A 15,222-nucleotide genomic window follows, 5' to 3' on the forward strand; every position below is an offset into this window, starting at 1 on the left:
CATGAAGTGCGCTGCAAGAACGCTGCTCCCTACGAGGCTCGCGCTCTGCGCGTTGGTCCTGCTCGGCGCCTCGTTCGTCGTACCCGTCGCCGCCCATGCCGAAGCGGCCCCCGCGGACCCGATCGATACGGCGATGCGCACCTGTCTCGCGCGCGCGGACCGCTCGTCGCCTGGCGGGCAGGCCCAATGCATGGATGCCGCGCGCGATTCATGGCAGGCGGCCATCGACGCCGCTTATCGGTCGCTGTCGGCAGCCGCGCCCGACAAGACGCGTCGTGTCTGGGAGGAGAGCCAGCGCCGCTGGCAGACATGGCGGGACAAGGAAGTGCCGCTCGTGCATGCCGTGTTCCAGACGACGCACGGTTCGGCGTATGTCATCACCGAGGCTAACGTTTTGTTGCAGCCGGTGCGCGACCGCGCGCTGCAGTTGCGTCATGCGGCCGCGCAGTTCGACGCCGGGGCGAACTCGGCAAGCGATGCGGATCCCGTTCCGGCCAAACGCCCGACGCGCTTGCGCCCGTGCACCGTCGATGCAGCTTGCGAGCATGCGCAATTCGACCTGAACCGTTATGCGCGCAAGCTGCGCGCGAAATTGCCGGCGCGCTCGCGCGTCGTTCTCTCGCATGCGCAGCGCGCCTGGCTTGCCTACTTCGAGGCGACCTCGGGGCTGGGCACGGAGGCCGAGCGCGTCGATCTGATCGGCGCGCGCGTGGCGACGATCAAACGGCTATCCGAGACGGCCGGAGGGGACTGACAAAGGGGCGGCAGGCAGGCCTGGATCGACAGGCCTGCGCCCGCTTGAAGCGGCTACGGCCGCTGAGCCAGAATCGCTTGTCGTGCTGCGCTTGCCGCCGCGCGCACCTGCGCCGGGGCCGTGCCGCCCGCGTGATCGCGGCTTGCCACCGAGCCCTCGAGCGTCAGATAGTCGAAGACGTCGTCGCCGATCAGATGCGCGACATTCGGCAACTGCTTGCGCATTTCATCGAGCGTCAGATCCGCCAGATCGCACTGCCGGTCGACGCAGATCCGCACGGCATGGGCCACGGCTTCGTGCGCATCGCGAAACGGCAAACCGCGCTTGACGAGGTAGTCGGCGAGGTCCGTCGCCGTCGAGAACCCCTGCAATGCAGCGGCGCGCATCGCTTCGGCGCGGACGGTGATGCCCGCGACCATCTCGGCGAAGATCCGCAGCGTATCCGCAACGGTATCGACCGTATCGAAAAGCGGCTCCTTGTCTTCCTGGTTGTCCTTGTTGTAGGCCAGCGGTTGTCCTTTCATCAGCGTCAGCAACGCCATCAGATGGCCGTTGACGCGGCCGGTCTTGCCGCGCGCTAGTTCGGGCACGTCCGGGTTCTTCTTTTGCGGCATGATCGACGATCCCGTGCAGAAGCGATCCGCGAGATCGATGAAGCCGACGCGAGGACTCATCCAGAGCACGAGCTCTTCGGAAAAGCGCGACACATGCGTCATGACGAGCGCGGCGGCCGCCGTGAATTCGATCGCGAAGTCTCGGTCCGAGACCGCATCGAGCGAGTTCGCGCAGATGCCGTCGAAGCCGAGCGTGCGCGCGACGGCTTGCCTGTCGATCGGATAGCTCGTGCCGGCGAGCGCCGCGGCGCCGAGCGGCAGCCGGTTCACACGTGCGCGGCAATCGCGCATGCGTTCGGCGTCACGCCCGAACATTTCGACGTACGCGAGCAGGTGATGGCCGAACGTGACGGGCTGCGCGACCTGCAGGTGCGTGAAGCCCGGCATGATCGTTCCGGCGTGCTGCTCGGCCAATTCGACGAGCGCAAGACGCAAATCGCCGAGCAAGCCGCCGATGCGGTCGATTTCGCCGCGCAGCCACAGGCGGATATCGGTGGCGACCTGATCGTTGCGCGAGCGGCCGGTATGCAGGCGCTTGCCGGCATCGCCGATCATCGCCGTCAAACGTGCCTCGATATTCAGATGGACGTCTTCGAGATCGAGCTGCCAGACGAATTCGCCGCGCTCGATTTCACCGCGGATCTGCGCCATGCCGCGCTCGATGGCCGCGAGGTCTTCGGCGGCGATGATTTTTTGCGCCGCGAGCATCTTCGCGTGCGCGAGCGAGCCTTCGATGTCGACGAGCGCCATGCGCTTATCGAAAAAGACCGACGACGTATAACGCTTGACGAGCTCGGACATCGGCTCCGAGAAGCGAGCCGACCAGGCTTCGCCTTTTTTGTGCAGTTGAGACGTCATGATGATGGGCTGAGAAGTGGTCCGTCGTGAGAGCGCCGGGCGTGCGCCGAGGGTAGGTCTGGCCGCGGCACGGCTCGGCTCGCGCGGCGCATGCCGGGAAACGCTCGATTTTATCACCGCGGCAACCACAAGCCCGCTGCGGCCGGCGTGCGCTCGCCTACGCGGTCGCCATCAGTTTGCCCGCGCACACCACCGGGCCGCTCGGCCCGCTTGCGCTCGTGGAGCCGCCGGGCGGCTCCACCGATACGGCGAGCCTTACGTAGGCGTTCATATCGCGCACCTTCATATGCACGATCTTGCCCGGCGGCAACATGCCGAGCGAGACCGGCGCGCCGTGCTCGGGGATCCCCCAGAGCTGCTCCGAATGGCCCGGCGGGGCCGCATCGCCGCCGCTCATGCGGTGCGCGCTCATCATCGCGCTCTTGTCGTCCCACATCACGAAGACCATCGTCTTGCTCGTCTTCACATCGGCCAGCGCCGCGACGTAGGACACGCGCTCGATCGCGTTCTCGTGGGCAACCGTGTCGCCCGCGCCGCCGCTTGCGGCCGATTGGACGACGAGCGGAGCGGGCCGCAAAGCGATGGCGAAGCCGATTGCGGCGGCCAATGCCGCACCGGTGGCCGCAAACGACCAACCGCGCCAGAACGCGAGACTGTCGAACCAGCGCCGATGCTGCTTGCGCGCGGCTACGGTCCGCGCCAGCACCGGCTTGCCAGGCGCTTCGCCGGCCGCGCCGCGTGTCGGATCGGCCCATCCGAGCGCTCGTTCGATCGCCTGCCACGCGCCTGTCGGAGGCGCGACGGCGGGGACCAGTTCAGGCAGCGCGCCGAGGCGAGCCTGCCACGCCGCGATAGCCTTGCGGATGGCGGTATCGTGCGCGGCGAGCGCTTCCAGACGGCGTCGCGCGCCGCCGCGCAAGACGCCGAGTGCGTACTCGCCGGCCAAGCGATCGACGAGGCCCGGGTACCGGTGCAAATTCATTGCGTGGCCCCCATGCAAGTGCGCAGTTTCTCCAGCCCACGGCGCACCCACGATTTCACGGTGCCGAGCGGCACGGCAAGCGTTGCGGCGATTTCTCCATGGCTCGCGTCGCGCAGATAAGCGAGCGCCACGGCCTGCCGCTGATGGGCGTCGAGCCGCTGCATGCAATACGCGAGCCGCCGCGCCGACTGGCTCACGAGCGCCGCGTCGACGGGGTCGCGCGCGTCATCGGAAAGGGTCTCGTCGAATGCATCGCTCCATTCGGCGAAGCCGGCAAAGCCGGCGCCCGCGTCCGTTCGCCCAACATGCTGCCGGCGCAAGCAATCGAGCGAACGGTTGCGCACGATCGCGCTCATCCACGTCAGCGGCGCCGCGAGGCTCTCCTGATAGTCGCCCGCGTGGCGCCAGATATTCACGAACGATTCCTGCAAGGCTTCCTCCGCCCATTCCCGCTTCACCAATATACGCAGCGCGACGCCAAACAGTTTCGCTGCCGTCAGCTCGTAGAGCGCGCGCATTGCCGCGGCATCTTCGCGGGCGACGCGCGCGATCAGCGCGGCGAGCACGGAGGGCGTCGGTTCGGCGGGGGCGGAATTGGTCATGGAGAGCAGGGGCCGTCGCGGGCGTTGCGCGCTATCTTACGCGCTTCGTTCGCGGCGAAACGGGTGCATACATCAGTCGCGAACGAGCACCACGAGCAGCAAATCCTCGCGATGGGCGGGTTTGAAGGTGATTTGTTCATAGACGATGCGTCCCGAGACGGGATGATCGAATTCACGCCGGCCGACTTCGCGTTCGCCGACGTCCTGCGACGCCCAAAACCGCGCGAAGTCCTCGCTCTCGCCGACGAGGCCGTCGATGAGCGCACGCGTGGGCGCATCGTTCAGGTGCCGGATCGAATCGGCGCGAAACTGGGCGACGAGGCGCCGCGCGCGCGTTTCCCAATCGACGATGAACGTGCGCGCCGCCGGAACAGTGAACGTGAAGCGCAGCAAGTTGCGCTCGCGCCCCGGGTCCTGCGCTGCGCCGTCGAGCCAGCCGACGAACAGCGCGGCCGCGGAAGCGTTCCAGGCCAGCGCATTCCATTGCCGATCGAGCACATAAGCGGGTGTATCGAGATGGCGTACCGTCGCCAGCAGCGCGGTGGGGGCGTCGGCCGCGGCCGGCGCAGGTTCCGAGGGATCGCGTTCCCCGGCCAGCTCGAACAGGTAGCCACGCTCCGCACGCGTGAGCTGCAGGGCCGCCGCGATGCGCGCGAGCGCATCCGGCGACGCTGAGACCGGCCGTCCCTGCTCGATCCAGGTGTACCACGTCGGACTCACGCCGCACAGTTGCGCGACTTCCTCGCGCCGCAGCCCGGGTGTGCGGCGGCGCGGGCCGGGCGGCAACCCCACGGCCTGAGGGGAAAGGCGTTCGCGATGCGCGCGGATGAATTCTCCGAGCGCGCGCGCCGGGGTATCGCCATGTGCGCCAGCGTCCGCGGCGGGCGACGGGGGGGCTCGATCGGTCGTATTCGCCATCTTCGGTTCTTCCCAAACAACATCGGTGCCAAGCGGGCTCCGGGCCGGCTCGCTGGACGCTGAGCGGGTAGCCTCGGGCGGATGACGCAGGCGCAGCCGGGTGTACCGGATACCAGGATAATCGATTGCCTTGTACCGGTACCTGAGTGGCCGTATTGTAGCGCCAGATGTCGCCCCGGGGCGAGTGCCGCGCGTGTTGACGACTCGTGCCGATGCCGCCGCCGAAGTTGTCCGTCCGTCTTTCACTCTTCGAAGGAGTTGCCGCGATGAAACACCGCGAACAGGTTGCCGACGCGTTCGGCTCGACAGCCGCTGCCTATCTCGCCAGTCCCAGTCACGCCACCGGCGCGGACCTGCGGACCCTGGCCGCGGAAGTCGCGGCGAAGCCGGGCGGCAGCGTGCTCGATCTCGGCTGCGGCGCCGGCCATGTGAGCTTTGCGGTGGCGCCGCACGCGGCCACGGTGACGGCCTACGATCTGTCCGAACAGATGCTCGAGACGGTCGCCGCGGCCGCGCGCGAACGCCGGCTCGACACTATCCGGACGCAGCAGGGCGCCGCCGAAGCGCTGCCGTTCGCCGATGCATCGTTCGATTGGGTCTTGAGCCGGTTCAGCGCGCACCACTGGCACGATGTGCCGGCCGCCCTCGCCGAAGTGCGCCGCGTTTTGAAGCCGGGCGCGCGGGCGATCTTCGTCGACGTGGCCGGTGCCGATCATCCGTTGCTCGACACTTACTTGCAGAGTATCGAGCTCTTGCGCGACACGTCCCACATCCGCGATTACCGTGCCGACGAATGGGTGGCCTTTTTCGAACGGGCGGGCTTCGAAGCGCATGTGCGCGAGCGCTGGAGGCTGCCCATGCAGTTCGACCAATGGGTGGCGCGCATGCGCACGCCCGCGGAGCGCGTGGCGGGGATCCGCTCGCTTTGGCGCGCGGCACCCGACGAAGTGCGCGAGTACTTCGCCGTTGCCGAGGACGACTCGTTCGAGATCGATGTCCTCATGATCGACGCTCGATGAACGAGGCCGGCGCGAGCGCGCAGTCGGCTTAAAGCGCGGCAGGCCTATATCATCGACGCGTAACGTTGCGTCCACGCCTCGTGCCAGTCGGCCAGTTGCGCCGCTGGCATCGGCGCACCGACGAACGCGCCCTGAGCGACCTCGCAGCCCATGTCGCGCATCGCCTTCCAGTCCTCGAGGTCGTCGATACCTTGCGCCACGGTGCGCATGTTGAGCTGGCGCGCGAGTGAAAGCGTGGCCTTGACGATCGCGCCGAGCGACGAATCGCGGCTCGCGCCATGCACGAAACTGCGCTCGAGCTTCAGTTCGTCGAACGGAATGTCGCGCAGATGAGCGAGCGCTGCATCGCCGGTGCCGAAGTCGTCGATCAGCAGACTGATGCGCTTCAAGCGCAAACGCGTGAGGACATCGAGCGAGATGAGGCGGTTGCGCTGGATGCGCGTTTCGGTGATCTCGAGCACGAGCCGCGAAAGCGGGAAGTCCGCGGCATGGGCCGCGTCGACGATGAAATCGGGAAAATCGAGCGAGGCGAGATCGTCCATCGACAGGTTGATCCCGAGCCGGAAATCGGGGCCGAGCGCGTGCCATTGCCGCGCTTCATCGAGCAGTGCAGGGAGCAGGCCGCGCGTGACATCGTCCGCGATACCATGCTGCTCGGCCATCTTGAGAAATCGTCCGACGAGCACGAGGCCATCGCGCGGATGCTGCCATGCAACGAGTGCCTCGACGCCGGTCACTTCTCCTGTTGCGAACGCAGCCTGCGGTTGATAGCACATCACGATCTGCCCCGCTGCAATGGCCGCGCGCAATTCATCGGGCGAGTAGCTGGGCGCTTCGCTCGCGTTGGCCGCGGTACTCGACGCATCGGTCGCGAGACGCTGCTGCAATTGCTCGCGCGTGGCTGGCTTCGCGAGGGAGCCCAGCACGCGCAGCCCGCGGGAGTAAGCCAGCTTTTCCGCACTCTTCAGCACGCGCAGATCTTCGCCGCTCACGAGCACGACTTGTCCATCGTAGCCGCGCGCCACGAGCTGGCGCAGGAACTCGACGCCATCCATCTCGGGCATCTGCAAATCCGTGAAGACGACGTCGATCTCATGGTCCTCGGCTTCGAGCGCGGCCAGCGCGTCTTGCGCGTGCTCGTACGGCAGTATCGCCTCGTAGCCGAGCTGCGTGAGCTGGCGCACGAGCACCTTCAGGACGAAAGGTTCGTCGTCGACCACCAGGATCTTGCGTTGCTTGGTGGGTTGGGTCATGCAGTTCACCGTTATCAATGAATCAATGAATGAGTGAGGCGCGCGGCGCGTGGGCCGCGCCGCGCGCAACTGTCATGACATTGCCGTTACGGAAAGAAAAAGGCGCAGCTTGTCGATCAGCGTATTGCGATCGAAAGGCTTCACGAGGAAATCGACGGCGCCTGCTTTCAGGCTTTCGACGACGATGGCGCGTTCGCTATGGCCGGTCACCATGAGGATCGGCACGTGCGCGAATTGCGCGATCGCTTTGATCGCGCGCGTCGCCTCGACACCGCTCGTATCGGGCAGGCCGACGTCCATCAGCACGAGATCGGGTTTCATCTCCCACATCAGCGATTGCGCTTCGGCGCCCGTGCCCGCGAACGCCAGCTGCAGGTTCTGCCCGGAGAGCAGCCGAGCGAGCAGCTTTTGCTGGAATTCGTCGTCTTCGACGATGAGGACTTTCGGCCGATCCGGTTGCGGCGCGGGGCTCGCGTCGGGCTTCACCGGCGCTGCCTCGGGGGCGGCGCCGGCGGCGATGGAGCTGGCCCGCTGCGCCTCCTCGAAGAACCCGCCCGCGCGCGGTGTGCCGCCACCCGGTTGGGCACTGGCCTCAGGCGCTGGCGCGATAGCGGCGCGAGCCGTCGCCCGCACGGACCGGGCAGTGGCGGGCTGGCCAGGCGCCGCGCGCAGCCACGACTCGCCGGCGCGGTTTTCCGTGCGCATGAGCCGCAGCACCTGATGCACGGACATGCGAATGCGCGGCGCATCGTTCGTGGCGGGCCAGAACAGCACGTAATCGTCGAAGTGTTCCTTGCGGCACAGCTCGTAAGCGGTGCGAAGATCGCGGGAACTGCAGAGCAGCACGGTGCGATGCGGCACTGTGTGGACCGTCGTGCCGAGCCGGTAGAGGCCGAGGTAGTAACGCTGTGCGGCTTCGATCGTATCGAACGCGAGCACGAGCACGGCCGGGCGGTGTGTCTCGAAGTCGGCAACGGCGGATTCGGGTTTGACGGACAAACGCACGGTGCCGAAGTCGTCGGCAAGCAGTTTTCCGACCAACTCGGCGTCGGCGACGGCTTCGGACGCCACGAGAATCGAGGCGTGTTCGCAAGAGAGATCGGCTTCGTTGAACATCGTTGAGCCCCTATCGATTTATTTATTTCAGTTCTGCCGCGAGCAGGTGCTCGAGCGTGTCTTCCACGGCCGCGAGTGCCGTATCGAATTGATTCGCCCAGTTGGCAAGCGTCGCGAGATCGCCCGCCTTGCCGGCGTTTTCGAGTTCGGCGCACAGATCGCCGAGCGCCATCGCGCCTACCGAGCGCGAAGACGATTTGAGCTTGTGGGCGATCGCGCCGGCTTCGCGTCCGCGTCCGGCATCGCAGTGCGTGCGCAACTCCGCGGCCAGCTTGCCGACGGATTGCTGATAGTCCGACAGCAATTCACGCACGATGTCCGGATCGTCGCCAACGATGCCCTTCAGTATCTCGACATCGACGGCAGTGGCTGTTTGCGCGGTCGTCGGCGCGAAAGACTCCGCAACGGGTGCGGGCATCGGCACCATGGCGTCGGGTGCGCGAAAGTGCGCTTCGAGGACGGCTTGCAGCCGGTTGAGCTGAAGCGGCTTGGTGAGATACCCATCCATCCCGACCGCCTGGACGCGCGCCGCTTCGCCCTGCACGGCGTTGGCCGTCAAGGCGACGATCGCGAGCCGTGTGCCGGGCGGTTCTTCGCGGCGGATCGTCTCGACGAGCTCGTAGCCGTCCATCTCGGGCATGTGCAGATCGGTCAGCAGCAGCGCGTAGCGATGCGCCCGCCACAGCGCGAGGGCTTCCTTGCCATCGCTTGCGATCTCGGCCACGTGTCCCAGCAAGCCGAGCTGGCGCAGGATCACTTTCTGATTGATCGCGTCGTCCTCGGCGACGAGGATCAGCCGGCCTTGCTCGCGGGCCTGTGCGACCGATAACACGGGGCCCGAACGCTCGATGCGGGCCGGGTCGCGCCCCTGTGCCGTGGCGTGCACGCCAAAGCGGTTCACGGAGACGGCCTCCGTTTCGACATCGAACGGTAGCCGCACCGTGAACGTGGAGCCCGCGCCGACGGTACTTTCGACGGTCACGGTCCCGCCCATGAGATCGACGAGCCGGCGGCAGATCGCGAGGCCGAGTCCCGTGCCGCCAAAGCGGCGCGTGGTCGACGCTTCGGCTTGCGTGAATGGCTTGAACAGCTTCGGCAAGGTCTCCGCCGAGATGCCGATGCCGTTATCGGCGATGGCGAACGCGACTTCGACGCGTCCCGATTCGAGCGGCGTGGCGGTGACGCGCACCGATACGCTGCCCGGTGTGTCGGGCCGTCCGCCCGAGAACTTGATCGCGTTGCCGACGAGGTTGTTGAGCACTTGCCGCAGCCGTGTGTCGTCCGACAGTACGGCTCGCGGGAGATCGGCCGCGATGAACTTCGACAGTTTGACGCCTGCGCGCTCGGCCACGGGCGTGAGCGACTGGCACAGCCCATCGGTCACATGGGCGAGGCAAACCGGCACGGACTCGATATGCAAGCGTCCCGCCTCGATCTTCGAAAAGTCGAGGATGTCGTCGATGAGCGTCAGCAGCGCATTCGCCGATTCGCGAATCGTCGTGATCATGTCGCCCTGATCGGCGGTGAGCCCCGTTTGCGCAAGGACCTCGGTCATGCCGATCACGCCGTTCATCGGCGTACGGATTTCGTGGCTCATCGCCGCAAGGAAGGCACTCTTCGCACGCGAGGCGGCCTCGGCCTCGGCGCGCGCCTGCTCGAGCTGCTGCGTCGCCAGCCGGCTTTCGGTGACGTCGCGCGCGGTGGCATAGATGAGCCCGTCGAGTTCGATGGCTTTCCACGCGAGCCAGCGTACGCTGCCGTCGTGGCACAGGTAGCGGTTTTCGACGTTCTCGATCGGCTCGCCCGGCGCCCGGCGCTCGATCTCGGCGACCGTCGCGGCCCGGTCGTCGGGATGCACGAATTCGATGAAGGGGCGCGACAGCAACGTCTCGCTCGACCAGCCGAGCACCTTCGTGAACGCCGGGTTCACGCGCTTGAAATAGCCAGCGGGATTCGCGTCGGAGAGGCAGATGAGGTCCAGCGAAAGATCGAAGAAACGATCGCGCTGCGTTTCGGCTTCCTTGCGGCTGGTGATGTCCTGCAGCATGACCAGCGCACCCCAGGCGCCGTCCACTTCATACGGTACCGCTGTCATTTCGCCGATGAACGCGGTGCCGTCGAGTCGCAGCCAATTCGCTTCTCGCGCGGGCGAAGCGATGCGCGAGCGCGATAGACGCAGGATGCGTTCCTCGATCGTCGCGCGGCTGTCGGGATGCAGGAACTCCATCAGCGAGAGCCCGCGTATTTGCGCGGCGGAATAGGCGCCGAGCGTCTGAAGCGCTTTCGGATTGGCGAACGCAATCGTTTGCTCTTGAATGAGCAAGACCGCGTACGGCGAGAGTTCGATCAACTGCCGATAGCGCGCTTCGCTGTTCTTGAGTGCTTCCTCGCTGGCCCGCTCACGGCTCACGTCGCGAATGAGCGCCACCACCCCCGCCGATGCCGTACCGCGTTTTTCGACGCGCACTTCGAAGACGGCCGGCACCGGCATTTCGAGCCGGAAGATCGCGCTTTGCGCGCTGCCGAGCGTCGCATCGCCGGCCAGCACGGCCGCCAGGCGCTCAGCCTCGGCGGCGCCGTCCTGCTCGCGGTCGTCGCGGAAAAATGCGCGGGCGACATCGGCCGGCGTGGCGTCGACCGCCTCGTCGCCCGTCCAGCCGACGAGCGCGAGAAAGTGAGGATTGTGGCCATCGATGCGGCCTTCGGCGGAAAAGCCGACCGCTGCATCGGGGATCGCCTTGAAGAGCGCTTCGGCGCGCTCGACTTCGTCGCGCGTGCGGGCGAGCGCTTCCCTCTCGCGTGCCGACGACGCTTCGAGGCGCTTGGCGAGCCGCCCCTGAACGAGCGCTGCGCCGAGGATCAGCAGCGTCAGCACGATGCCCGCGGCGACGAGCGCTGTCGTGCGCTGCCGAAACGCCTGCAGATATTCGGCGTTCGAGAACCCGACCATCGCCACGACGGGATAGTCCGCGAGACGCTCGTAGCTGATCGTGCGCTGTACGCCGTCGTAGAAGCTGGCCGCTTCGAACGTGCCGCGCATCGCGCGCGCGAGCGCGATGCGCAACGGCGAGCGCGGCGGGATCGGCCAGTTCGTGTCGAAGCTATAGTGCGTGCCTGTGCGGCGGGCGCGCAGCACATAATCGTTCGTGCCGATGACCGCAAAGAGGCCGTCGCGCCCGATGCGCTCCGATTCGAGCAGCTCCGTGAAGACCGACGGCGGCACGGACACCACCACCACGCCGACGAATCGTCCCTGCGGATCGTTGATGCGGCGTGATAGCTGAACCGAACGTTCGCCGCTGACGCGATCGATGACGGGCTTGCTGATGAACAGACGTGCGCTGGGGTCGTCCATGTGGACGCGGTAGTAGTCGCGATCCGTATGGTCCATCGGCATGAACCCGTGGAACGTCGAAGCACGCAAAATGCCGTGCTTGTCGATGACGGCCACCTGGGTGAACACGTCGAGATCGACGAGGCCCGAATGGACGTAGTCTTCCAGCGCAAGTTCGGGGCCGTCGCGCTTCACGAGCCATGTGACGACATCGGCGACCTGATTCGCCTCGCGCAACACCCGGGTCGTATGCGAGGCCAGCGCGCTCGCGAGCGCCTCGGTCTGCAAGCGCTCGTTATGGCGCTCGGCATTGAGGTTCCAGGCCGAGAACGCACCTAGCGCGAGCCAGAGCGCGAAGACGAGTCCCAGCGCCGCCGCGAGATTGACGCGCGACGTGCGGCTCGTTTGCGCGCTCGACGATGGGGTGCGGGGGGCGTGGCTCATGGTGGCGATCAGTTGGCTTCGACATTTTTATCGACCGAAACCGGCGCGAACTTTAATGCGCCGAGCCCTCTAAATCGGGGGGCATAGAGACAGATCGGTCCGTCTCGAATGCGTGCACCGTCATGAATGAAAAAGGGCCGTGGCTTGCGCGCACGGCCCCGACGGACGGTGAAAAGCGATTTTCGCCCGGGCACTCAGCCCGTATTGCGCAAGCCCGCGGCGATTCCGTTGATGGTCAGGTGAATGCCGCGCCGCAACCGCGCATTGGTATCGCCGGCGCGATGGCGCTTGAGCAGCTCGACTTGCAGGTGGTTGAGCGGATCCAGATACGGGAAGCGGTTCTTGATCGAGCGCGCAAGCAGCGGATTGTCGGAAAGGCGTTGTTCTTTCCCGGTGATCTGCGCGAGCGCCTCGGTGGTGCGCTCCCACTCGGCGACGATCCGCGAAAACACCTGCTGGCGCAGCTTCTTGTCTTCGACGAGCTGCGCATAGCGCGACGCAACGGCGAGATCCGTTTTCGCCAGCACCATGTCCATGTTCGAGAGCAGCGTCGAGAAAAAGGGCCAGCTCTTGTACATCTTCTGGAGCGTGGAGAGGCGCTGCGCTCGCTCCGCTTCGCTTGCCGCGCCCGCGATATGGGCCTGGACGGCGCTGCCGAAGCCGTACCAGCCCGTGAGCAGCAGTCGGCACTGGCCCCAGGAGAAGCCCCAGGGGATGGCGCGCAAGTCCTCTATGCGGCGGTGCTGCGGATCTTGCAGCTTGCGCGACGCTGGGCGGCTGCCGATGTTCAGCTCGGCGATCTCGACGATGGGCGTGGCCTGGAAGAAATAGTCGGTGAAGCCGGGCGTCTCGTAGACGAGCGCGCGATACGCGGCCATCGCCGCATCGGAGAGGGCCTGCATCGTCGGTTCGCTCTCGGGCAGACTCGCGGGCGCGTCGCCGTGGGGCAGCAGCGAGGCCTCGAGCGTCGCCGCGACGACCGTTTCGAGATTGCGGCGGCCGATCTCCGGGTTCGCGAATTTGCTGCCGATGACCTCGCCTTGCTCGGTCAGGCGGATCTGGCCGTCGACCGTGCCGGGCGGCTGCGAAAGAATCGCCTGATAGGTCGGCCCGCCCCCGCGGCCCACGGTGCCGCCGCGGCCGTGAAAGAGCCGCAGCCTGACGCCGCGTTCCTTGAACAGCGCGACGAGTGCGAGCTCGGCACGATAGAGCTCCCAGTTCGACGTCAAGAACCCGCCGTCCTTGTTGCTGTCCGAATAGCCCAGCATGACCTCCTGCTCGCTACCTTGATGCGCGATGAGCGCATCGAGCCCCGGAAGCGCGAAGTACTCGCGCATGATGACGGGTGCGTTGCGCAAGTCGGCGATCGTCTCGAACAGCGGAATCACCATGAGCCCGTTACGCGCGCTGGCGTGCGTGGCCGCAAGCGTGCCTTCCAGCAGTCCGGTCTCCTTCTGCAGCAGCAGCACCTCGACGAGGTCGCTGACGGTCTCCGTATGCGAAATGATGTAGTTGCGCACGGCCCGCTTGCCGAACCGCTCGCGCATGACACGCGCCGTTTCGAGCACGCCCAGTTCGCTGCGCACGATCGGCGAATACTCGAGATACGGAGAGCGCAGCAGGCGCGGCTGCTCGAGTTCGGTCAGCAGGAGCCGCAGCTTGTCGGCTTCGGGCAGCGAGGCATAGTCGTAGTGCACGCCCGCGCGTTTGAACAGCTCGGCAATGACCGCTTCGTGCACGTCCGAGCTCTGGCGCAAGTCGATGCTCGCCAGATGAAAGCCGAACACTTCGGCCGAGCGCACGAGCGGCGCCAGCCTCGGCGCGATGAGCGTGCCGCCGTGATGCGCTTCGAGCGATTCGACGAGTACGTTCAGATCGCGCACGAACTCGGTGGCATCGGCATAGGGCGTGGCACGCACGGGCGGGGCGCCGTGGCCGGCGCTGCGCAGCGGCACCGTGCCTTCGCCTAGCCGCACGCGCACGCTCGCGGCAAGCCGCGTATAGACGCCGATCAACGCGCGGCGATACGGTTCGTCCACGCGATGCGGCGATTGATCCGGTGAAGCCTGGGCGAGCGTCTTCAGTGCCTCGCTGCAACCGGAGAGCATATTGGACACCGAGAGCTCGGCGCCGAGCGCATGCACTTCCTCGAGATAGTGCTCGAAGATGACCGTCGCCTGGCGCGCGAGGGCATGCTCGAGCGTTTCGGCCGTGACATTCGGGTTGCCGTCGCGATCGCCGCCGATCCAGCTGCCCATCTGAAAAAAGGCGGGCAGCCGCTTATCGAGCGCGTATCGGTCGCCGATCGCCTCCTCGATATCGGTGTAGAGCGCCGGTATTTCTCGCAGGAACGTCGCGCGGTAATACGACAGCGCGTTTTCGATTTCATCGGCGACGGTCAGTCGCGAATCGCGCAGCATGCGCGTTTGCCAGAGCGCCGAGACGCGGGCGCGCAGCAGCGCTTCGTTTTGCGCACGCTCGCGCTCGGTGAGCGGTTGATCGCGCTCGGCCAGCAGCCGCGCGATATCGTGCTGCGCATCGAGAATGCTCTTGCGCTGCACTTCGGTCGGGTGTGCCGTCAGCACGGGTACGATCAGCGCGTCATCGAAAAAACGCTCGAGCATGTCGGCGTCGATGTTGCCCGAGCGCGCGAAACGCTCGAGCGCATAGGCGACGGTGCCGGCCTGCGGAGCCGATCCGGCCAGTGCGTGAATGCGGCGGCGCCGGTTGTGATGGCGGTCTTCGGCGATGTTCGCCAGATGCGAGAAGTAGCTGAACGCCCGCACGACGCTCACGGTCTGTTCGGGCGTGAGCGCGCGCAACTGCTTTTCGAGCGCCAGTGCGGCGCTGTGATCGTCCTCCCGCCGGAACTTGACGGCGTTCTGGCGAATCGTTTCGACGACGTCGAAAACAGCGTCGCCCTCCTGTTCGCGCACGACGTCGCCGAGCAGGCGGCCGAGGTAGCGAATGTCTTGAAAGAGCGGCTGGTCCTTGTCGTCGCGCCCGGCGGGGGCGGTGGACGCGGGCGGCATGGCGCCTGGAACGCCCGCGGATGTGGGATGCAATGCCTCGTTGGGGCGGGCGGCGTGCGCCGGTCCGTTAGACGTCACGGTGATGTCCTCAGTGAAGCCAGTGATGGAGTGGCGGTCTCGTCATACCAAACGAGACCCATGACAGCAAAACTGATAAAACGGCGCCCGATGTGGCGCGACAATCTGGATGAGAGACGCGCGACAAACAAGATGAGAATGTCGCGGCGAGGTTGATGATGCCGATGTTGATTGACGCTGACAAGCGTTTGTTGATTGACGCTCGGCGCATGTTGCAT

The 15,222-nt window shown here is 66.3% G+C and carries 11 protein-coding genes; 2 read left to right on the forward strand and 9 right to left on the reverse strand.

Annotated features, from left to right (window positions below; translation table 11 throughout):
- The first annotated feature begins 1 nt into the window (after position 1).
- A complete protein-coding gene (locus GWC77_RS18545) occupies positions 2-754 on the forward strand; it encodes a lysozyme inhibitor LprI family protein (protein WP_173259383.1) in 753 nt (250 codons plus the stop codon).
- Between the two features lie 53 nt (positions 755-807).
- Here GWC77_RS18545 and argH read toward each other — a convergent pair whose 3' ends face one another.
- The 4 genes from argH to GWC77_RS18565 all read right to left on the reverse strand — a co-directional run bounded on the left by argH (position 808) and on the right by GWC77_RS18565 (position 4,728).
- Positions 808-2,226 carry an argininosuccinate lyase gene (argH, locus tag GWC77_RS18550; protein ID WP_173259384.1) on the reverse strand — a complete coding sequence of 473 codons (1,419 nt, stop codon included), beginning with the start codon at positions 2,224-2,226 and terminating at the stop codon, positions 808-810.
- A 157-nt stretch (positions 2,227-2,383) separates the two neighbouring features.
- The gene (locus GWC77_RS18555; protein ID WP_173259386.1) at positions 2,384-3,208 is read right to left on the reverse strand and encodes an anti-sigma factor; all 825 of its coding nucleotides are present in this window, start codon (positions 3,206-3,208) and stop codon (positions 2,384-2,386) included.
- Positions 3,205-3,810, reverse strand: a complete 606-nt coding sequence (locus GWC77_RS18560) for a sigma-70 family RNA polymerase sigma factor (RefSeq protein WP_173259388.1) — start codon at positions 3,808-3,810, stop codon at positions 3,205-3,207. Before GWC77_RS18560 ends, GWC77_RS18555 begins: the two co-directional genes overlap by 4 nt.
- Before the next feature lie 72 nt (positions 3,811-3,882).
- Positions 3,883-4,728 carry a helix-turn-helix transcriptional regulator gene (locus GWC77_RS18565; RefSeq protein WP_173259390.1) on the reverse strand — a complete coding sequence of 282 codons (846 nt, stop codon included), beginning with the start codon at positions 4,726-4,728 and terminating at the stop codon, positions 3,883-3,885.
- 266 nt (positions 4,729-4,994) lie between these two features.
- Here GWC77_RS18565 and GWC77_RS18570 point away from each other — a divergent pair, with 266 nt between their 5' ends.
- Positions 4,995-5,747 carry a class I SAM-dependent methyltransferase gene (locus GWC77_RS18570; RefSeq protein ID WP_173259392.1) on the forward strand — a complete coding sequence of 251 codons (753 nt, stop codon included), beginning with the start codon at positions 4,995-4,997 and terminating at the stop codon, positions 5,745-5,747.
- Positions 5,748-5,791: 44 nt separating this feature from the next.
- Here GWC77_RS18570 and GWC77_RS18575 read toward each other — a convergent pair whose 3' ends face one another.
- The 5 genes from GWC77_RS18575 to GWC77_RS29140 form a co-directional block, all read right to left on the reverse strand.
- Entirely contained in the window at positions 5,792-7,000 is a 1,209-nt protein-coding gene (locus GWC77_RS18575; RefSeq protein ID WP_173259394.1) for an EAL domain-containing protein, read from the reverse strand.
- A gap of 72 nt (positions 7,001-7,072) precedes the next feature.
- Complete coding sequence (locus GWC77_RS18580) at positions 7,073-8,116, reverse strand: PleD family two-component system response regulator (RefSeq protein WP_173259397.1); 1,044 nt, start codon at positions 8,114-8,116, stop codon at positions 7,073-7,075.
- Positions 8,117-8,138: 22 nt separating this feature from the next.
- Positions 8,139-11,894, reverse strand: coding sequence for a PAS domain S-box protein (locus GWC77_RS18585; RefSeq protein WP_173259399.1), 3,756 nt, complete (start codon positions 11,892-11,894; stop codon positions 8,139-8,141).
- Positions 11,895-12,088: 194 nt separating this feature from the next.
- Positions 12,089-14,926 (reverse strand): phosphoenolpyruvate carboxylase, encoded by a 2,838-nt coding sequence (gene ppc / locus GWC77_RS18590; RefSeq protein WP_173259413.1) that lies wholly within the window; start codon positions 14,924-14,926, stop codon positions 12,089-12,091.
- Positions 14,927-15,000: 74 nt separating this feature from the next.
- Positions 15,001-15,222 (reverse strand): hypothetical protein (locus tag GWC77_RS29140; RefSeq protein ID WP_217283327.1); only part of this gene is annotated, 222 nt, incomplete at its 5' end.

Source organism: Paraburkholderia sp. NMBU_R16 (assembly GCF_013282575.1).
Classification (GTDB): domain Bacteria; phylum Pseudomonadota; class Gammaproteobacteria; order Burkholderiales; family Burkholderiaceae; genus Trinickia.

Bases quoted from the DNA above. Each gene is read 5' to 3' on its own strand.
- GWC77_RS18565 (WP_173259390.1), bottom strand. From the start codon at position 4,728: ATGGCGAATACGACCGATCGAGCCCCCCCGTCGCCCGCCGCGGACGCT.
- GWC77_RS18575 (WP_173259394.1), bottom strand. From the start codon at position 7,000: ATGACCCAACCCACCAAGCAACGCAAGATCCTGGTGGTCGACGACGAA.
- GWC77_RS18545 (WP_173259383.1), top strand. From the start codon at position 2: ATGAAGTGCGCTGCAAGAACGCTGCTCCCTACGAGGCTCGCGCTCTGC.
- GWC77_RS18555 (WP_173259386.1), bottom strand. From the start codon at position 3,208: ATGAATTTGCACCGGTACCCGGGCCTCGTCGATCGCTTGGCCGGCGAG.
- GWC77_RS18570 (WP_173259392.1), top strand. From the start codon at position 4,995: ATGAAACACCGCGAACAGGTTGCCGACGCGTTCGGCTCGACAGCCGCT.
- GWC77_RS18580 (WP_173259397.1), bottom strand. From the start codon at position 8,116: ATGTTCAACGAAGCCGATCTCTCTTGCGAACACGCCTCGATTCTCGTG.
- argH (WP_173259384.1), bottom strand. From the start codon at position 2,226: ATGACGTCTCAACTGCACAAAAAAGGCGAAGCCTGGTCGGCTCGCTTC.
- ppc (WP_173259413.1), bottom strand. From the start codon at position 14,926: ATGCCGCCCGCGTCCACCGCCCCCGCCGGGCGCGACGACAAGGACCAG.
- GWC77_RS18560 (WP_173259388.1), bottom strand. From the start codon at position 3,810: ATGACCAATTCCGCCCCCGCCGAACCGACGCCCTCCGTGCTCGCCGCG.
- GWC77_RS18585 (WP_173259399.1), bottom strand. From the start codon at position 11,894: ATGAGCCACGCCCCCCGCACCCCATCGTCGAGCGCGCAAACGAGCCGC.